Consider the following 18,102-nt stretch of genomic DNA (forward strand, 5'->3'; position numbering starts at 1 on the left):
ACACCGCCGTGGCGAAAGACTTGGGATCAGGCGGTGGCGTCCCTGCGGCCGGCGCGCCGCATGGCACCGATCGGGTCGGCGTACAGGCCGCCGAGGGAGACCACCCCGGCACCGGCCTCCTGCACCCGGTCGCCGAACGCGGTCATCCGGATCTGCCGCGCGGGCAGCACCGAGCGCTGCGCGAACGCCGCCTCGACAATGGCCATGCCTTCGGGGTACTGGGTGAACGCCTGACCGCCGACCACCAGGTCGTCGGGGTTGAGCATGTCGCGCAGCAGCGCCACCGCTTCGCCGAGCACTCGCGCCCGCTCGGCCAGCAGTGCGGCTGCGTGCGGGTCGCCCTGCCGCGCGGCCCGCAGCAGCGCCCTCACGGTCGATGCCGGGCCCTGCGCGGGGAGGATGCGCGCCCTGCGGGCCGCGGTGAGCACCGCTTCGTCGCTGACGGTGGTCTCCAATTGCCCGCTGCCGCCGAGCAGTTCGGAATGCGCGGGTAACGCGGCGATGGTGCCGGGACCGCTGGTCGGGGAGTGCACCCGTCCGCCGATCGACAGTGCGTAGCCGACGGTCTCGCGGGCGTAGACGTAGAGGCTGGTCGAGGTGGGCGAGGGCTGGCGGCGCATCCCGAGCAGCAGTTCGGCGCCTGCCATGGCGTCGACGTGCGAGGCGACCGACACCGGCAGGCCGAGCGTCTCGGCCAGCACCGGCCCGACCGGCGCGTCGGTCCAGCCGAGCCGGGGGTGATCCAGCGTGCCCGCGGTGCTGTCGACGACGCCGCCCGCGGCGACGCCCACCCACAGCGGGCGGCGGCGGTGCCACCGGCTCAGGTAGCGGCGCGCGCTTTCGGCAACGGCGGACACCGCGACGTGTTGGGGTCCGCGCGGTGTCGGCGTCTCGACCACGTCGAGGGTGCGGCCGAACAGGTCGGTGGCCACGATGCTGGTGGCACGCGCGCCGATGTGGATGCCCAGCGTCAGGTAGGGCTCGTGGTTCACCTCGACGGGTACCCGCGGCCTGCCGACGGCCCCGGAGACCGCCAGATCGGCGCGTTCCCGCAGCAGACCTGCCTCGAGCAGCGCGCTCACCTGACGGTTGACCGTGGCGATGCTCAGCTTGGTGTGTTGTGCGATGACGTCGCGAGCGATCGGGCCGCGCAGCCGCGCAGCGCCGAACACCGAGGCGGCCGCGGCGTCGGCGACCTTCAGCGACGGGGCGACGATGTGGTGTCTGGTCAGCAGCGCGCGCTTGGTGTGGGCGACGGTCGGAGCCGGGCGAACGGTGGTGATGGTCATGGGGTGTCCTTCAGGAAAGTCGGCGGGCGGGGACTTGGCCACCCCTGGCGACTCGTCAGGACGTACGAAGTGGTTCTGCGGAGTCGCTCAGGCGCGGCAGAGCGCGCGGCGACAACAACAGCTCCCGTACATACGGGGGAACTTAACACGACAACTAAGGTTGGGCAGATGATCGCAGCGCAGAGCGCAAAGCGGGTTGCGGTGGTCACCGGCGCCAGTGCAGGCATCGGCGAAGCAACCGCGAAAACCCTTGCTGCTCAAGGGTTTCACGTGGTCTGCGTGGCCCGCCGCGCGGACCGTATCGAGACGCTGGCGAAGGAGATCGGCGGCACCGCGAGTGTGACGGACGTCACTTCCGAGGACGATGTGGCGGCGCTGGCCGACAGCCTGGAGCGGGTCGATGTGCTGGTCAACAACGCCGGTGGCGCCCGCGGCCTGGAGCCGGTCGCCGAGGCCGACGTCGATCACTGGCGGTGGATGTGGGAGGCCAACGTGCTCGGCACGCTGCGGGTCACCAAGGCGCTGCTGCCGAAGCTGATCGACTCCGGCGACGGGCTGATAATCACCGTCACCTCCATCGCGGCGTTCGAGACGTACGACGGCGGGTCCGGCTACACGTCGGCCAAGCACGCGCAGGGCGCGCTGCAGCGCACCCTGCGTGGAGAGCTTCTGGGAAAGCCCGTGCGGCTCACCGAGATCGCCCCGGGCATGGTGAAGACCGACTTCTCGCTGCGCCGGTTCGACGGGGACGAGGAGCGTGCGGCCAAGGTGTACGAGGGCGTCACGCCGCTGGTCGCCGAGGACGTCGCCGAGGTGATCGGTTTCGTCGCGTCGCGCCCGTCGCACGTCAACTTGGACTCGATCGTGATCCGGCCGCGCGATCAGGCCACCGCCACCCGCTTCAACCGCCGCTGACTGAGCGGCTCAACGGCCGGCCGGTTGCGGCGCGCCTGTCGGCGCACCGGGCGGCGCGTCCGTCGGGGTCGCCGGAGCGGTGTCGGGGATCTCCTCCGGTGAGGGCTCGTCATCCAGCGCCGACATCGCCACCCACTCGTCCCACGGCACCACCCAGTCCCAGATGTCACCGTCGGCGTAGGACAACTCCAGGCGGGTGCCCGTGATCTCGACCGGGTCGCCGTAGATGGCGGTGTTGAAGTACTGCTCGGCGTCGCCCGGTGACAGGTTGATGCAGCCGTTGGTGACGTTGCTGCTGCCCTGCGCGCTGGCGCTGGCCGGGTTGGCGTGAATGAACTCGCCGTTGTTCGAGATGCGCACGGCGTGGCGCATGTGCACGTTGGCGTAACCGGCGGCGGGGTTCGTCATGTAGAAGTCCTGGTACTTCTCGGTGACGACGTGGATTCCGCTGCGGGTCACGTTGCGGTCCAGATCGCCCTCGCCGTAGCTGCACGCGAAGTCCATGATCACCGCGCCGTCGCCGTCGAGCACCTGGATGCGGTGCGACGGCGCGTGCCCCCGGACCACCTGGCGGCGGCCGATCTCGAAGTGCAGCGTCGCGTCCTGCGCGCCGTAGGCGCCGTCGCCGAACGGCACCCCGTACAGCCGCGAGTCGACGTTGACCTTGGTGCCCGCCGGGAAGTACTCGCGGGGCCGCCAATGCATGCGCGAGCCGCCGACCTCATCGGGCAGCCACGCCCAACTGCCCTCGACGGGCGGGTCGGTGGTCACGGTGACGGCCTCCTCGACGGACGCCTTGTCGCTGATCGACGCGTCGAACTGCATGATGATCGGCGCCGCCACACCGACGACCTGACCGTCGGCGAGCTGGAACCGCCCATTGACCTGCTTTGTCGGCGTCAGCGTGGTGAAGGCGCCGGCCACCGGGACCGCCTTGCCGTCACGGCCGACGACCGAACCGCTCCACGTGTACCGCGAGCCGTAACCGAGCGGCTCGGCGACGGTGAACTCGGTGCGGTCCCGGTTGAGCGTGCCCGTGACCACCTTGCCGTCCGGGTTGGTCAGCGCGACCCGCTGGAACCAGCCGTCGGTGACCGCGACGCGCACCGGTGCGACGGGTGAGACATCGGTGGCGGCGTCCGCCGGTTCGAACGTCACCGTCGGCGCGGAGGGTGCGGCCGCCTCCCCCGACGTCGTGCTCGAGTTACCGGCACAGGCCGCCAATGCTCCGGGCGCGACGACACCGACCACCAGGGCGGTCAGGGCACGCCGCCGGCTGATCGGCGGCGGCCAGGCGTCGAAAATGGGGCCGGGGCTCACGCGTCCCCAGCGTACCTAGATACTGCAGCCGACCAGGGCAGGCTCGGGTGTGAGTTCGATCCCGAATTTCGTTCGCACGCCGTCACGTACGGTCCGTGCCAGCGCGAGCACGTCGGCGGTCGTCGCTGCGCCGCGGTTGGTGATCGCCAGCGCGTGCTTGGTCGACAACCTGGCCGGGGCGCCTTCACCCGGATAGCCCTTGGCGAAGCCCGCACGCTCGACGAGCCAGCCGGCCGCCAGCTTCACCTTGTCCCCCGCCGGGTAGTTGGGCACGGGTCCGTCGACGCCCGCGCAGAGGCGCTCGAACTCCGCGTGAGACACCACGGGGTTGGTGAAGAACGAACCCACACTCCAAGTGTCGTGGTCGGCTTCGTCGAGCACCATGCCCTTGCGGGCCCGCAGCTCAAGCACCGTCTCGCGCACCCGCACGGGATCCACGCGCGCGCCGGCCTGCACCCCCAGTGCGGTGGCCAGCTCGCCGTAGCGCATCGGGGCGCTGCGGCCGTCGGCATCCAACGCGAACTCCACCTCGAGCGCGATGGCCTGCGACGAGTGCTTGAGGACGCTGGTGCGGTAACCGAATCGCAGCGCGTCCGGGCCGACCCACCGGTCTTCGCCGGTGCGACGGTCCAGCAGCCGCACCCGACGGATGGTGTCGGCGACTTCGGCGCCGTACGCGCCGACGTTCTGCACCGGGGTGGCACCCGCCGAACCCGGTATGCCGGAAAGGCATTCGAGCCCGCCCAGCCCGTGCGCCAGTGATGTCACCACGACGTCGTCCCACACCGCGCCCGCTTCGGCACGCAGCACGTTGTCCTCGACGGTGACCTCGGTGTTGGCGAGCAGGATCACGGTCAGGTCAGTGAGGTCGTCGGCAAGCACGACGTTGGAGCCGCCGGCGAGCACCAGCGCGTCGTCGTCGGGACCGAGTTCCCGCACGACGTCCACGACTTTCTGCGTGGTGTCGCAGTTGATGAGCCGCTGCGCGACGCCGCCGACACGCAACGTGGTCAACGGGGCAAGCGGCACCGCCTCCTCGACGGAGGCGCCCCCTACGACCGATGTGACCACGGGCGGTAACGGTAGCGTGGCCAGCTATGCCGCGTTCATTCGACATGGCCGCCGAATACGAGGGCAGCGTCGAACAGGTCCACCGAGCGTTCCGTGACGAGCGGTACTGGTTGGCGCGGTTGGCCGATTCTGGTGCCGACGACTACTCGCTGGATTCGATGGTCGTCGACGACGACGGCGGAATCGACGTGATCACCACCCAGACGTTGCGCGCCGACCGGCTGCCCGGGTTGGTGACACAGTTTCACCGGGATGATCTGAGCTTCGTGCGGGAGGAGATGTGGAGCCCGGTGCGCGACGGGCGGGCCGAGGCGACCGTCAAGGGCTCGATCGATGACGCACCTGCCAGCCTCTCGGGCATCGCGGTACTGACGCCGGCGAATCCGGGTCGCGGCTCGCGGCTCGCGTTCAACGTGGCGGTCGAGGTGCGGGTGCCGTTGGTCGGCGGCAAGATCGAGAACTTCATCGGCTCGCAGCTGGTCGACCTGCTTATCGCCGAGCAACGCTTCACCACCGGATGGCTCACCGGAAACGGCTGATTCGTAAGTAAACTTACGCTCTATGTCGCGTCGCATGGAGTACACGCTTTCGTTCGACGTGCCGGCGGAGAAGATGTATCAGGACTTCACCAGCCGCGATTACTGGCAAAGCCTGATGGACGCCTATCGGCAGATGAGCCCGTCGGAGATCACGTCGTTCTCGTCGGATGAGCGGGGCACCGACATCGTGTTCGTCCAGGAGGTACCGCGCTCGGAGCTGCCTGCGATCGCGCGGTCCGTGGTGCCCTCCGACATGGTCATCACCCGCACGCAGCATTTCGACCCGTTCGACCACGCGAGAAATCGGGCCAAGGGCAGCTACGCGGCGTCCATTCCCCGCGGGCCGGGCCGGTTCGGCGGGCAGTACTTTCTCACCGACACCGCCACCGGCAGCCAGTTGAGGTTGGCCAGCGTCTGCAAGGTGTGGATCCCGTTGATCGGCGGCGCGCTCGAGGACCTGATCCTGCACCACACCAAGTACCTCTTCGACGCCGAGGAGCAGTTCGCCGCCCAGTGGATCGCGAAGCACCATTAAGTGGTGCTGCCGCCGAGCGCGGTGAGGCAGAACCGCCACAGTTGCTCCTTGACGACGTCGAGTTCCCCCTCGGCGGGCGCGGCGAACGCGTAGTAGTGGTAGACCGACCGCACGAGTTCGGTCATGAACCATGAATCCCATTCGGGGTCAGGCGGATTCAGCAGGCCCGCCTCGATGGCCGCGTCGACTTCGCCGCGCACCAGGTCGACGAACGGCTTCTCGGCCTCGGCGAGCTCCTTTGGAAACTGCCGGTGCAGCCGCCAGCGCGTCGAGACGACGAACCGCGGCATCGCGGCGTCGCGATTGTTGCCGCCGAGCCGCTCCAGCGTCGAGGTGAGGTAGTAGCGCAGCCGCGCGAGCGGGTCGGGCAGGTCGGCCGCCTCACGCGACCAGCGGTCGACGGCCTCCGACATCGCGTCGCCGATCACCGCCAGCAGCAGCTCGTCCTTGCTGGCGAAGTAGCGGTAAAAGGTCTGCAGCGCGACACCGGCTTCGGCGGCGAGTTCCTGGGTGGTGAAGTCGTCACCCTTGGCGTCGATCAACTTCCTGGCCGCGTCCAGCATCTGACGGACCTGCTGGGCGATGCGTTGGCGGGACCGCTGCACAGCCGCGGAACGCTCGACCGCACGCTCTACCCAGGTCACCGGAAAACTCTATCGCCTTGCTTGTCATTCTCGACGTGTCGTATCCCATCCAGCTGAGGGCTCGGCGCGGTCTCGCGCCGGGTTTCATCCGCCGCGCGCAAGTACTCGCATTCGCCGAGAACGCACTTGGCCCTCGCCCTGAACCTATTTCGGCGCTTCGCCACCCCAATATCGGCGAACGAGAAGGTCAACCTGGTTGGGCGACAATACCGTCGGCGGCGGTCGCCCCAACTATCGCCGGTAGGGGTCGTAGTGGTTGACCTCACGCTTGTTGAGTGTGCGTTCGGTGTTGATGCGTGTGGTGGTGTCGGCGGCGCGGGTGCGTCGTCGGCGGGGCATCTTCAGGTGGCGTTGGGCTGAAGGTGGTGGGGGTGGGTGTGCGGGTGGGGGTAGGTCGGCGGTGGTGGTGTTCCAGTGTGGGAACAGCATGCGGCTGAGCGGGTGGGTGGTGTAGGTGTGTCCGCTGGGGGCTGTCCAGGTGATGGTGCCGTCGGGTAGTTGTTGGTCGTGCCAGCCGCAGAAGGTTTTCAACAAATGATGTAGGCGGCATAGGCATTTGGTGTTGGAGGGGTGGGTGCGCCCGGCGGGGTGGGGGATGGTGTGGTCGATGTCGCAGTAGTGGGCGGGGCGGTCACAGCCGGGGAAGCGGCAGGTCAGATCGCGCATGCGGATGAAGCGTTGGCAGGGTTGTGGGGGCCGGTAGCCCGGGTCGGCGATGTCGTCGGGGCGATACACGCTGCGGACGGTGGCGCCGTTGGCGATCAGTTCGGCTAGCAGTGCTGGGGGGATCACCCCGCCGCCGCGCCCGAGGATGATCGCTGCCGGGGCACCCGCCGGCGGCTGCGGCTCATAGACCGATCCAGCGCCCGGGTCACTCGGGGGTGTCGGTGGCTCGGATGTGGGTTCCTCGCTTGGCGGTGTGGGTTCGGCCGCCGGTGCCACCTCATCGTCAGCCGGTGGTGCCGGGGTGTCGGTGGACCGATTGGGTTTGCGCGATTGGGGCTTGGCGGTGGTGGTCTCAGAGCCGCCGTGGTCGTCGGTGGTGTCCTGGGTGTGGGTAGCGGTGGTGGTCTCGTCGTGCACCTCGGCGGTGTCGGCGGTGTTGGTGGTCGTGCTGTTGGGGTTGGTTTCGGGGGTGGGGGTGGCGGTGGGCTTGGTGGGGGTGGTGTCGGTGATGGCGTGGATGACGATGGCGGTGGCGCGGGGGTCGGGGGCCCCGGCGCGTGGGCACTGCGCGGCGCCGCAGTGGCAGGCCAGCTGTTCAGCGCCGGCGGCGATCGCGCCCAGGGCCGCGGCGCGGCGTTGCCCGCAGGTACGCGGATCGCCATCACACACGCTGGTGCTCAGCTCGGTGATGCGTTGCTCGAGCAGCGCGGCATCAGGGGCGCTCAGCCGGCCGTAGACGGAGGCGGTGCCGGTGGCGTCATCGGGCTTGCCGATCTGCACATCACAATTGCGGGCGGCTTCATGAAAGCGTCGCCGCGCATCGGGATCGTGGGTTTCCACGATGGCGTCGATGGCCAAGTCCAGGCGCTGCTGTGACAGCGCCCCCCAGCTGCAGGCGTGCTCGGCGATCGCGGCATCGATACGGGCGGCCAACTCGGCGTTGAGGACCAGATGGGTGCGCCAGGTGATCGTCGAGATCAGCTTGGCGCTGATCGCCCCGGCCGCAAACAGGGCAGCGACCTTGGGTAACCGCTCGCGCAGGCTCAACCCGATGGCCAGTTGTTGTTTGGCCCGGTGGTGGCTGATGCCCATGGCCGCGCCCACCTCAGCAGCCGCGCACGCCCACAGATCCACCACCCACTTTTGGCGCTCATCGTCTTCGGGTTCGGTGGCGCGTGCGGCCAGCTCCCCGACCGCGGCCAGCCGCCGCGCCGCGGCCTGGGCCTCCGCACGGGTACAGGCCTGAATCTCGGCCACCAACCCGGCCTCACCGACCGACCGAAACTCCGACCCAAACATACGTTCGATACTGCCACGGCCCACCGACAAGACAGACCCCGCAGGTCAGCGGCTTATTTCGTATACTTCACGCAGCGTCCCCCGCGCTCGACGCCGCGCCTCCATGATCGGTTGGCGAGTGACCGGTGTCTGTCGCATCGTCGGTGCGCGCCGCCGGTTTGTCGGAGTCATCAGAGAGTGCGTCGTCCTCCGCCAGGGCGTCGTCCTCCGTCAGGGCCTCTTCGTCCGGCACGGCCTCCTCATCCGCGACGGCAGCAGCCTCAGATAGCGCGTCGCTATCCAGCGCGGCGTCGTCCTCACCTGAAGAGTCGTCGGCCACAGTGATCTCGACATCCAACGGAGTGACGTCCTCTGAATCCTCCTCGTCGATGGCGGCCTCGTCCTCCGACATAGGCTCGGCAGCAGAGGACGCGGCGTCATCTGTTTCCGCCGTGGGCGCGCCGAGATGCGGTGCGACCCGGCGCAGGAGGTGGATCACCGCGTCAGTCAACACATTCGGAGGCGCATCCGGGTGCGGATACAAAAAGTTGTCCTCTGCCCACGCCGTGAACGGGAACAGCACCGGGTCGATGAGTTGATTGAGTAGATCGGGCACACGCAGCGCGTTCAATACGCTGTCGAACGCCGTAGCTACCGGCCCCTCGACCGCCGCGAACGCCTGGAACGGGTTGAAGTGCGCATTGAGCTGGCGCACCACATCGCGGTATGGAGCGCCGATGACGTCGGCCGACAACGCCTCCAACGATTCCAGCCGCGCCGCCACCGACGCATACCCGGGAAGTTGACCTCCGAAGATTCCCGCAGCGTTGTTGGCACCCTCGACGACCGCCGCGGCGAGCTGGATCGCAAGGGTCACCGGATCGATCACCGGAATCAGCTGCGCCGGTGTGGGTTCCCCGAACGGAATCGTGCGGTCGTACCCCGCATCGACCAGTGCCGTGAAGAACGGTTCGAAGACGTCGATGACCTTTTCCGGCATCCCCGCCAGCCGGAAGAGATCGAACAGCGGGAGATCCTCGGTGGGAATCCAGTAGTAGGTGGTATCACCATGTTGCTGAACGACGGTGCCCGGCACATACTTCGGGCTGTCCGGGTCCAGGCTGACCTCCGGCCCGTACAGCGCATGTACGAAAAGCACACCAAATATCGCGTTGAGGGTCGCCACCGGGTTGAGCAGAAACTGCGGGGTGTCGGCCAGACCGTCGAATTCACGCACGATGTCCATGGTCTTGATCCCGAGGTCGGTGCGTGCCGCGCCGTTGAAGGTGAAGTCGAAGAACGGAATCGTGATGCCCGCCAACCGCGAAGCGATACCGCCGTTGGGCCGGTTTCCCACACCGATGCCGACGAAGGTGACGTCGGGCACCTCCTCACCGCGTGCCTTTCGTGCGGCCAACTCGGCCTTGACCTTCAGCGATACCACGGTGCTCTGCGAGAAGCCGAACACCACAAACGGCCCGTTCTGCTCGGCCATGGCGTCGACCAGCAGATCGATTCCGCCCTCGACCGATCCGTTGATCCCGATGATCTGCGAACGTTGCCGCACGGCGATCGGCGTGTATCCCGCGTCATCGGGAACCGTCGGCGCGATGAAATCCTCGACTGCCGAATCCATGAATCCCTTGCTGGGAACGGGAAACGTGGTGCCGTCCATGATGAGCGCATTGGTCAGCAACCGCGCGCTCGTGGGAAGCGTTGGTGTCCAAGCCAACACGGCCGCACAGCTCAGTGCCAGCAATGGAATCAGAAACCTGTTCACGCGCCGCCCCGGTCGGCGGTGCGCTGCATGGCGTCCATGCACTGCTGCAGGGCGAACGCCGGGTTGAACTCGATGTGTTTGGTGGGCCCGGAGTATTTCAGGATGTGTCCGGCCGGGAAGAAGTACACCTCACCGGCCACGGCTTCCTCGTCCGGCCGGTCGGTGTTGGGATACGTTGCGCTGACCGCCCCTTCGACGACATAGCCGTAGTGCGGACACATGCACAACCCTCCGGGCAGCCCGCCGATCCGGTAGAGCTCGGTGCAGTCCAGCGGATGGTGCACCGAAGTGAACCCAACCTCCATGTCGCCCCATTGCACCGAACGGAATCCGTCTCCGGCCGCGGGCCAGCGGCCACCGCCGCCGCTCGGAAGATCGGTTGGTTTGGCGTGTGGCATATCGGCCTTTCGGGTCAGTCCAGCTTCTCCAGCCGGAACGGCATCTCGATCTCGGTCTTCTCGTTGAGGCTGCAGCCGCCGCTCTCCCCCGACGTCATGTCGAACCCGGCGAACACCCGCGAACCCGGCAGCATGAACCCGTCGTCGCCGACCGGGAAGAACCGGTAGCTCTGGTGCCCCGTCACCGTTCTGCCGGTGCCGTCGGCGCAGTGCTGCCAGTCGGGCAGATCGCGTTTGACGATGTATTCGCCGTTGCTGACGGTGATTTCGGCGTTCCAGCCCGCGTCGCTGGTCACTGTTCCGCGGCAGGTGACGACGTTGGTGCACGTCATCGCGATGGTCCAGACGCTGCGGACGGTGCCCTGGTTGCGACGGACGTCGTTGGTGGTGGCCCAGCCGCCGTTCGAGGTGGCCAGGAAGGTGCCGTTGAGGGCCCAGTCGTCGGCGGCGTGGGCATGCGGCGCGGCGACGACGCCGGCCGTGACAACCGCGGTCAGCACCGTCACCAGAGTCGCGACGCGCATCAGCGCACCGGCGTGAACCGTAGGTGCAGATCGGTCAGACCCCGCAGGATGTATGTCGGCTCGTAGGTCAACCGTCGGTCGTCGGGCCGTCCGTGGAACCGTTCGTCGACGTCGATTTCGGTCATGCGCGCCAGGATTCGCTCCAACGACACCCTGCCCTCGACCCGCGCCAGCGGGGCGCCGGGACACGAGTGGGCGCCACGCGCGAACGCGATCTGCTCGCGCACGTTCTTGCGGTCGAGCCGGAATTCGTGCGGGCACTCGAACTTGTTCGGGTCCCGGTTGGCCGCCGCGGCGGAGATCATCACCGTCGTGCCCGCCGGAATGTCGACCCCCGCCAACGTCGTCGACCGCACCGCCAGCCGGAACTCCGTCTTGACAGGGCTTTCCATCCGCAGCGTCTCCTCGATGAAGGTCGGCACGAGGCTGGGATCGTCACGCAGACGCTGCTGCAGTTCGGGCCGCTCGCACAGGATCAGCAGGGCGGCGCCGAGCAGTTTGGCGGTGGTCTCCTGGCCGGCACCGAACAGGAAGCTCGCCGTGCGCACAACCTCGGTGACGGTGGGCTGCGAACCGTCGGGGTAGGTCGCCGTGGCGAGGTCGCTCAACACGTCGTCGCGGGGCTGTGCGCGCCGCTCCTCAATGTAGGCGCTGAACTTTTCGTCGAGAAACTCCAGCGGGTTGATCGCCGCCGCGTCGCCCTCGATGTTGCCCATCAGGTGCGGGTTCGCCAGGGCGTCCCGAAACTCCCTGTGGTCCTCGCGGGGAACACCCAACAGGTCGGCGATCGCCAACAACGAGAACGGCTTGGAATACGCGGTGAGGAACTCGCACTCGCCGCTGTCGACGAACTCGTCGAGCTGGTTGTCGGCCAGCTCCCACAAGAAGTCCTGATTGGCCTTGAGCCGGCTGGGCGTCAGCAGGCGCGACAGGATGGACCGGGCCCGGGTGTGGTTGGGCGGGTCCATCGCGACCATGTGCTCGTGCAACGGCATCTGCGTGCGGTGCGCGTCGATCTGGTCGCGGATGTCATCACCTTCGGGCGTGAAGGGCAGCGGCGGGAACGGGCCGCCCACGGCCACACAGTTGGACCACTGCTCGGCGTCCTTGAACACCTCGAGGGTCTCTTCGTAGCCGGTGACCGCCACCACGCCGTGATGCGGTTCTTTCACGACGGGGCCCTGGCTGCGCAGGTACTCGAAATAGGGGTGCGGGTCGGGTACGAAATCCGGGCTGGTGAAGAAGTCGATGTCACCGAAATCGGATTTTGTCACTGCTCAACACCTTTCGCGAACTGAGGGGTACCGCCGAGCGCGGTCAGGCAGAAGTTCCACAGGTTCTCCTTGACGAGCTTCAGTTCATCACGGCTGTCGTCGGCGAATGCGTAGAAGTGATAAACCGACCGGACCAGCTCGCCGAGGAACCACGAATCCCATTCGGGGTCAGAAGGGTTGAGAAGACCCATCCCGATTGCCCTCTCGACCTCGGTGCGCAGCAGGTCGATGAAAGGCTTCTCGGCCTCGGCAAGCTCGTTGGGAAACTGCCGATGCAGCCGCCACCGGGTGGACACCACGAACTTCGCCAGGGCGGAATCCTGGCGGTCGCCGTCGAGACGCTCCAGCGTGCTCGTGATGTAGAACCGCAGCCGGTCCAACGGATCGGTGCGTCCGCTGGCCGCTTGGGTCCATCGCTCACACGCTTCGGTCATCGCGTCGCCGATCAGCGCCAGCAGGAGTTCGTCCTTGCTGGCGAAGTAGCGGTAGAAGGTCTGCAGCGCGACGCCGGCCTCCGCGACGAGTTCCTGCGTGGTGAACTGGTCACCCTTGGTGGCGATCAACCGTCTCGCGGCGTCGAGCATCTGCCCGACGTGCTGGGCGATCCGCAGACGGGATCGCTGCACCGCCGCCGAGCGCTCGACGGCGCGTTCGACCCACGATTCTGAGGGCGCCCCCGCGTTGGTCATGTCGGGGACAGCACGACGACGGGAATCGGCCTCTCCGTCCGTGCTTGGTAGACGTCGTAGTTCGGCCACAACTCGGTCATGATGCGCCACAACCGCGGTTTCTCCTCTGCGGTCGCGGTGCGTGCGGTCACGGCGATCCGCTGATCGCGCACCTGGATCTCCGCAGAAGGGTGGGCCTGCAAGTTCAGGTACCACTGGGGATGCATCGGCGCCCCGCCCATCGACGCGACGACGAGGTAGTCCTCGTCGTCGCGGCCGAAGATCAGCGCCGACGTCCGCGGCTGCCCGCTGCGCCTGCCGGTGACGGTGAGCAACAGGGTGGGTACGCCGTTCCACAGGTAGCCCACTTCGCCGGCGCTCTCGCGGTACGCCGCGACATGATCGGCGCCCACCAGTGTGAGATTTGGTGCGGTGTAGCTTTTTTCGCTCATAACACCTCAGGCCGGGTCGAAGAGGACGGGGATCGCGGTGGCGCCGCGCTCGTACAGGCCGACGAAGCGGGGTGGCTCGGCGTCGGGATCCAGCCGCAGATTCGGCAGCCGGTCCAGAAGCGCCGAGATCGCGACGGCCATCTCGGCGCGCGCCACGTGCATACCGAGGCAGATATGTGCCCCCTGCCCGAACCCGAGGTTCGGGCGCAGCGGGCGGTGGATGTCATAGGTGTCCGGGTTCTCCCACCGCTGCGGATCCCGGTTGGCCGCACCGATGTTGATGTGCACTACCGATCCGGCGGGTATCCGCACACCGCCCAGTTCGGTGTCTTGCATCACCCAGCGGGAGAACATCGGGTCGGTGGGCATCCAGCGCACCGACTCCTCGATCGCGGGCCGCAGCAGCGAGCGGTCCTGTCGCACGGCGTCGAGCAGCTCAGGGCGTTGCAGCAGCACGGTCAGCGTCGTGCCCATCTGCTTCCACGTGGTGCCCGACCCGGCGCCGAGCAGCAACAACACAAACGAATCGAGCTCGCGCTCGGTCAGATACGTGGTGTTGCCGTCGTCGTCGGTGATCTCCGCCTGAACCAGCACACTGATCAGATCGTCCTGCGGCTCTTCGCGTCGCGCCGCGATCACCGGCCGGATCAGCTCGATCACCCGCTGGGGGTCGCGAGCGAGCGCCGCGCGCACCTCGAGGGCCTGCTCGACGGGCAGCCCGAAGCTGCCGGTGATGGTGAGGATCGGGATCGCCGCGCAAAAGTCGACATTGAGCTCCGCGTGGCCGTCAGCCGCGAACCCGTCGATCAGCATGTCGACGGTGGCCGAGATCCAGTTGTCGATCCACCAGTTGCAGTTCGACGACAGGAACGACGGCTGCACCAGCGCGCGGTAGCGCTTGTGCTGCGCACCGTCCATCGACAGCATGCTGTTGGTGAGTCCCAGCGGGCCGTTGTCGAGATCGACCGGTTCCGGTGAGGACGCGAAGATCTCCGGATTTCGGTGTGCGGCAAAGCCGGTCTCGTAGTCGAACAGTGTGAAGTGGGGACGGTCGGGGTAGGGCAGGCCGTGGAAGTACATCGCGCCGTCACATCCGGTGAGCTCATGTAACACGCCGGGCAGCACGGGCCCCTGCTCACGCAGCCGATGCCAGATCGGATACGGGTCATCCTGGTAGGCGCCGCCGCTGAGCTCGTTGTAGGAGCTGCGCAGGTCGAACAGTTCGCGCAGACGCACGCGGTCCAACAGAGCAGAGGTGCTCATCGCGCCACGTACCCTCCGTCGACCGGCAATGCCACCCCGGTGACATTGCGTGCTGCGTCGGACACCAGGTACAGCGCTGCCTCCGCGCAGTCCTCGGCGGTGATCGCGCTGCCCAGTGGGTGCTGCGCCCCGACCTTTTCGGCGATCCCGGCCCGCTGCGCCTCGTCCACCTCCAAGCCGCCTGCCGCCATGAAGCCGGTCAGCGGCATGGCCGCCGGGCAGATCGCGTTGACCCGGATGCCGAACGGCGCGGCTTCGATCGCGACCGCGCGGGTCAACTGCAGCACACCGCCTTTCGTCGCGCCGTATACCGAACCGCCCCAGGCCACCAAGCCGGCCACCGACCCGGTGTTGAGGATCACGCCGCCGTCGCCCTGCTCCTTGAACTGCAGCACGGCGTGTTTGCAGCAGAGGAACACCCCGCCGAGGTTCACCGCGACCAACCGGTTGAAGTCCTCGAGCGTGTGGTCCTCGAGGGTGGCGCCGAGCCGCGGGGTCGGAATTCCGACGTTGTTGAAGACGATGTCGAGCCGGCCGAAGGAGTCCACCGCGGCGGCGATCATCGACCGGACCTGCTCCTCGACCGACACGTCGACACCGACCGCGACCGCGGTGCCGCCAGACCCCTCGATCTGGCGGACCGTCTCCTTGGCGTGGTCGAGGTCGATGTCGGCCGCCACCACCCGCGCGCCCTCCTCGGCGAACCTCACCGCGGACGCCCGGCCCACTCCCGAGCCGGCGCCGGTGACGACGGCGCTCTTGCCGTCAAGGACCCCGCCGCTCATGCGTTCGCCAGCTCGGGCGGCTCGGCGGGGGTGAAGCGGTACAGCTTCTCGGCGTTGCCGCGCAACAGTTTGTACTGAACGCTTTCCGGCAGATCTTTCATGGTGCTGCGCGCGACCTCGATGCAGTCGGGCCAGGTGGAGTCGGAGTGCGGATAGTCGGTCTCGCACATGATGTTGTCTTCGCCGAGTTCGTCGATGCTCCTGATCGCGTGACGGTCCTCGATGATGCAGCCGAAGATGTGGTTGCGGAACGTCTCACGGATGTCGAGCGTGTCCAGATCCGCGGCGTTGCCGGCGTGGCCCATGAACTTCGTGCCGCGCTTGACCCAGTACCGCTGCTTGTCGAGTACCTGTTCGGCGCGTTCGAGGAAGTAGGGCATCCAGCCCATTTCGCCTTCGGACAACGCGATTTTCAGGTTGGGGTAGCGCTGGAACAGCCCGCTGAACAACCAGGACAGCATCGTTCCCGAGGTGCGGGAGGCGCCCCAGGTCAGGTTGGCCATGAACGGCGCGTCACTGCAGATCTTGGGCAGTTGCGACGACGAGCCGACGTGCATGCTGGCCACCATTCCGGTCTCGTTGGCCGCCGCCATCACCGGGTCCCAATACCCGCTGGGGTCGTGGATGGTCGGCAGCCCCAACGGCTCCGGGTTCTCCGAGAATGCGAACGTCGTCACGCCCCTGGCCGCCATGCGCTCGATCTCCTTGGCCGCCAGCGGTGGATCCCACATCGGGATCAGCATCAGCGGGATGTACCGGCCGGGGGCGGCCGCGCACCATTCCTCGACAAGCCAATCGTTGTAGTGTTGCAGGCATTCGAACCCGAACTCGCGGTCGCTGGCCTCCATGAACAGCTGTCCGCAGAACCGGGTGATCGTCGGAAAGCACAGCGAGGCAAGCACACCCGCGCGGTCCATGTCCTCGATGCGCGCCTTGGCGTCGTAGCAGCCCGGGCGCATCTCGGCATAGGACAGCGGTTCGGGGCTGAACTCCTCCTTGGTCTTGCCGACCACCGCGCTCAACCCCGAGTTCGGATAACGCTTTCCGTCGTAGACCCACATGTCGACCCCGTTCTCGTCGGGTTCCATGTGCGGCGCCTTGTCGCGGTCCTTCGCGGCGACGCGGTCCACCCAGAGGTTGGGTGGCTCGAGGATGTGGTCGTCGACCGAGATCAACCAGTTGAGGTCGTAGCTGGCAGCGTCGCCGTTAGCGCTCATCGTGAAAGCTCCCCTATCGACATGTGTTTGACTTCCTGGAACTCTCGGATCCCGTCGGGGCCCCGTTCGCGGCCGAGGCCGCTCTGCTTGTATCCGCCGCTGGGCGCGTAGGCCGAGAACACGGTGGTGTTCACGTTGACCGCCCCGGTGCGCAGGCGGCGCGCCACCTGCACCGCGGTCGCCACATCGGCGCCGTACACCTGCCCCGACAGCCCGTAGATGCTGTCGTTGGCGATCGAGACCGCGTGGTCGAGGTCGCGGTAGCCGAGGACGGCGATCACCGGGCCGAAGATCTCTTCCTGGGCAGCGGGATTGGCGTTGTCGGCGACATCGAGCACGGTGGGTTCGAGGTAGTATCCGCGGCTCAGTCCCTCCGGCCGTGCGCCGCCGCAGACCACCTTGGCGCCGTTCTCCTCGGCGGCCGCGATGATCCGCTCGCACTTGTCGCGCTGTGCGGCGCTGATGACCGGGCCCATCGCGGCGTCGGACCGGTCGGGCGGCCCCACCGTGATCGCGCGGTAGGCGCCGCTGACCGCCTCCACCGCCTGCGCCCGCAGGTCCTCGGGAACCAACATCCGCGTCGCCGCCACGCAGGCCTGCCCAGCCGTGCTCATCACCACCATGGCGGCTCCCGCTGCGACGCGGTGAATCGCGTCGGCCAGATAGATCTGCGCCGACTTGCCGCCCAGTTCCAGCGAGACCCGCTTCACCGTCGGCGCCGCCTGCGCCAGGATCTTGCGGCCGGCCAGAGTGGAGCCGGTGAACGACACCATGTCGACGGCCGGATGGCTGGTCAGCAATTCCGCAGCGGCAGTGCCGGATTCGACGACGACACTCAGCACACCCGAGGGCAGCCCGGCCGCATCGGCGGCCATGCCGAAGATCAGCGACGACATCGGCGTCAACGGGCTGGGACGCAAGATGACCGAATTGCCCGCCATGAGAGCGGGAATGAGCTTCTGAAAGCCCATGATCAACGCGGCGTTGTACGGCGTGATGGCGGCGACCACTCCGACCGGCTCATGTCGGCGGATGCTCAACGCAACCCGGCCACGCACCAGATCGTCGACCGGTACGGGGCTGGCTTCTTCGTGGGTCATCGACTGGTACAGGTCGATGGTCTGCCGGGCCAGCCCGACACCGGCGCGTAGTTGCGTCATCTCCGCGAACCGGGTGGGTTGTCCGGCCTCGGCGACCAGGGTGGGTACCAGAACGTCAGCGGCGGCCTCGATGTGGTCGATGAACGCGTGCAGGATCCGGGCCCGGTCCGCGACCGCCAGGTCGGCCCACCGGCCCGCGTCGAAGCTGCGGCGGGCCTCACCGATGGCGTGCTCGACCTGATCGAGCGGCGTCGCGGTGATGTCGGCGACGTGGGTCTCGTCGGCGGGATTCTCGACGCGGACCACCTCGTCGCCGGTCACCCACTGACCCGCGACGTACGTCCGTCGCTCCGCGAGAATCGCCACGTCGCCCCTTCTCCCTGT

General features: G+C 67.6%; 18 protein-coding genes. 3 read left to right on the plus strand and 15 right to left on the minus strand.

Going from position 1 to position 18,102, the window contains the following annotated elements; genetic code table 11:
• Positions 1-26: 26 nt before the first annotated feature.
• A complete protein-coding gene (locus tag G6N28_RS08000; protein ID WP_163899131.1) occupies positions 27-1,289 on the minus strand; it encodes an ROK family protein in 1,263 nt (420 codons plus the stop codon).
• Positions 1,290-1,457: 168 nt separating this feature from the next.
• Here G6N28_RS08000 and G6N28_RS08005 point away from each other — a divergent pair, with 168 nt between their 5' ends.
• Positions 1,458-2,204, plus strand: a complete 747-nt coding sequence (locus tag G6N28_RS08005; protein ID WP_163899134.1) for an SDR family oxidoreductase — start codon at positions 1,458-1,460, stop codon at positions 2,202-2,204.
• A 9-nt stretch (positions 2,205-2,213) separates the two neighbouring features.
• Here G6N28_RS08005 and G6N28_RS08010 read toward each other — a convergent pair whose 3' ends face one another.
• On the minus strand, positions 2,214-3,524 hold the full coding sequence (locus G6N28_RS08010; protein WP_235674502.1) for a L,D-transpeptidase: 1,311 nt from the start codon (positions 3,522-3,524) through the stop codon (positions 2,214-2,216).
• 15 nt (positions 3,525-3,539) lie between these two features.
• A complete protein-coding gene (locus G6N28_RS08015; protein WP_163899137.1) occupies positions 3,540-4,595 on the minus strand; it encodes a UDP-N-acetylmuramate dehydrogenase in 1,056 nt (351 codons plus the stop codon).
• 26 nt (positions 4,596-4,621) lie between these two features.
• Between G6N28_RS08015 and G6N28_RS08020 the strand changes: the two genes are divergently transcribed.
• Positions 4,622-5,134 (plus strand): DUF2505 domain-containing protein, encoded by a 513-nt coding sequence (locus tag G6N28_RS08020; RefSeq protein WP_163899140.1) that lies wholly within the window; start codon positions 4,622-4,624, stop codon positions 5,132-5,134.
• Between the two features lie 22 nt (positions 5,135-5,156).
• Entirely contained in the window at positions 5,157-5,669 is a 513-nt protein-coding gene (locus tag G6N28_RS08025; RefSeq protein WP_179962039.1) for a DUF2505 domain-containing protein, read from the plus strand.
• Here G6N28_RS08025 and G6N28_RS08030 read toward each other — a convergent pair.
• The 12 genes from G6N28_RS08030 to G6N28_RS08085 all read right to left on the minus strand — a co-directional run bounded on the left by G6N28_RS08030 (position 5,666) and on the right by G6N28_RS08085 (position 18,084).
• Positions 5,666-6,274 (minus strand): TetR/AcrR family transcriptional regulator, encoded by a 609-nt coding sequence (locus tag G6N28_RS08030; RefSeq protein ID WP_163905970.1) that lies wholly within the window; start codon positions 6,272-6,274, stop codon positions 5,666-5,668. The genes G6N28_RS08025 and G6N28_RS08030 overlap by 4 nt on opposite strands.
• 270 nt (positions 6,275-6,544) lie before the next feature.
• Positions 6,545-8,278 carry an HNH endonuclease signature motif containing protein gene (locus G6N28_RS08035; RefSeq protein WP_163899144.1) on the minus strand — a complete coding sequence of 578 codons (1,734 nt, stop codon included), beginning with the start codon at positions 8,276-8,278 and terminating at the stop codon, positions 6,545-6,547.
• Positions 8,279-8,345: 67 nt separating this feature from the next.
• Positions 8,346-10,037 (minus strand): PE-PPE domain-containing protein, encoded by a 1,692-nt coding sequence (locus G6N28_RS08040; RefSeq protein WP_163899148.1) that lies wholly within the window; start codon positions 10,035-10,037, stop codon positions 8,346-8,348.
• Positions 10,034-10,342 carry a cupin domain-containing protein gene (locus tag G6N28_RS08045; protein WP_163899151.1) on the minus strand — a complete coding sequence of 103 codons (309 nt, stop codon included), beginning with the start codon at positions 10,340-10,342 and terminating at the stop codon, positions 10,034-10,036. Before G6N28_RS08045 ends, G6N28_RS08040 begins: the two co-directional genes overlap by 4 nt.
• A 107-nt stretch (positions 10,343-10,449) precedes the next feature.
• Positions 10,450-10,959: an Rv2253/PknI dimerization domain-containing protein gene (locus tag G6N28_RS08050; protein ID WP_163899154.1), complete on the minus strand. Its 510-nt coding sequence runs from the start codon at positions 10,957-10,959 to the stop codon at positions 10,450-10,452.
• Positions 10,959-12,233 carry a cytochrome P450 gene (locus tag G6N28_RS08055; protein ID WP_163899157.1) on the minus strand — a complete coding sequence of 425 codons (1,275 nt, stop codon included), beginning with the start codon at positions 12,231-12,233 and terminating at the stop codon, positions 10,959-10,961. Before G6N28_RS08055 ends, G6N28_RS08050 begins: the two co-directional genes overlap by 1 nt.
• Positions 12,230-12,859, minus strand: coding sequence for a TetR/AcrR family transcriptional regulator (locus G6N28_RS08060; RefSeq protein ID WP_163905972.1), 630 nt, complete (start codon positions 12,857-12,859; stop codon positions 12,230-12,232). The genes G6N28_RS08055 and G6N28_RS08060 overlap by 4 nt, the downstream gene beginning before the upstream one ends.
• Before the next feature lie 59 nt (positions 12,860-12,918).
• A complete protein-coding gene (locus G6N28_RS08065; RefSeq protein WP_163899161.1) occupies positions 12,919-13,353 on the minus strand; it encodes a nitroreductase family deazaflavin-dependent oxidoreductase in 435 nt (144 codons plus the stop codon).
• 6 nt (positions 13,354-13,359) lie between these two features.
• Complete coding sequence (locus G6N28_RS08070; protein ID WP_163899164.1) at positions 13,360-14,616, minus strand: cytochrome P450; 1,257 nt, start codon at positions 14,614-14,616, stop codon at positions 13,360-13,362.
• Positions 14,613-15,401, minus strand: a complete 789-nt coding sequence (locus G6N28_RS08075) for an SDR family NAD(P)-dependent oxidoreductase (RefSeq protein WP_163899167.1) — start codon at positions 15,399-15,401, stop codon at positions 14,613-14,615. Before G6N28_RS08075 ends, G6N28_RS08070 begins: the two co-directional genes overlap by 4 nt.
• On the minus strand, positions 15,398-16,618 hold the full coding sequence (locus G6N28_RS08080) for an amidohydrolase family protein (RefSeq protein WP_163899170.1): 1,221 nt from the start codon (positions 16,616-16,618) through the stop codon (positions 15,398-15,400). The genes G6N28_RS08075 and G6N28_RS08080 overlap by 4 nt, the downstream gene beginning before the upstream one ends.
• The gene (locus G6N28_RS08085; protein WP_163899173.1) at positions 16,615-18,084 is read right to left on the minus strand and encodes an aldehyde dehydrogenase family protein; all 1,470 of its coding nucleotides are present in this window, start codon (positions 18,082-18,084) and stop codon (positions 16,615-16,617) included. The genes G6N28_RS08080 and G6N28_RS08085 overlap by 4 nt, the downstream gene beginning before the upstream one ends.
• Positions 18,085-18,102 lie beyond the last annotated feature (18 nt).

The sequence above is a fragment of the Mycolicibacterium pulveris genome, assembly GCF_010725725.1.
In the GTDB taxonomy this organism is placed as follows: domain Bacteria; phylum Actinomycetota; class Actinomycetes; order Mycobacteriales; family Mycobacteriaceae; genus Mycobacterium; species Mycobacterium pulveris.

Excerpts from the sequence above, each read along its gene's own strand:
- G6N28_RS08065 (WP_163899161.1), bottom strand. The coding sequence starts at position 13,353 with ATGAGCGAAAAAAGCTACACCGCACCAAATCTCACACTGGTGGGCGCC.
- G6N28_RS08005 (WP_163899134.1), top strand. The coding sequence starts at position 1,458 with ATGATCGCAGCGCAGAGCGCAAAGCGGGTTGCGGTGGTCACCGGCGCC.
- G6N28_RS08045 (WP_163899151.1), bottom strand. The coding sequence starts at position 10,342 with ATGGAGGTTGGGTTCACTTCGGTGCACCATCCGCTGGACTGCACCGAG.
- G6N28_RS08075 (WP_163899167.1), bottom strand. The coding sequence starts at position 15,401 with ATGAGCGGCGGGGTCCTTGACGGCAAGAGCGCCGTCGTCACCGGCGCC.
- G6N28_RS08025 (WP_179962039.1), top strand. The coding sequence starts at position 5,157 with ATGTCGCGTCGCATGGAGTACACGCTTTCGTTCGACGTGCCGGCGGAG.
- G6N28_RS08035 (WP_163899144.1), bottom strand. The coding sequence starts at position 8,278 with ATGTTTGGGTCGGAGTTTCGGTCGGTCGGTGAGGCCGGGTTGGTGGCC.
- G6N28_RS08080 (WP_163899170.1), bottom strand. The coding sequence starts at position 16,618 with ATGAGCGCTAACGGCGACGCTGCCAGCTACGACCTCAACTGGTTGATC.
- G6N28_RS08000 (WP_163899131.1), bottom strand. The coding sequence starts at position 1,289 with ATGACCATCACCACCGTTCGCCCGGCTCCGACCGTCGCCCACACCAAG.
- G6N28_RS08050 (WP_163899154.1), bottom strand. The coding sequence starts at position 10,959 with ATGCGCGTCGCGACTCTGGTGACGGTGCTGACCGCGGTTGTCACGGCC.
- G6N28_RS08020 (WP_163899140.1), top strand. The coding sequence starts at position 4,622 with ATGCCGCGTTCATTCGACATGGCCGCCGAATACGAGGGCAGCGTCGAA.
- G6N28_RS08070 (WP_163899164.1), bottom strand. The coding sequence starts at position 14,616 with ATGAGCACCTCTGCTCTGTTGGACCGCGTGCGTCTGCGCGAACTGTTC.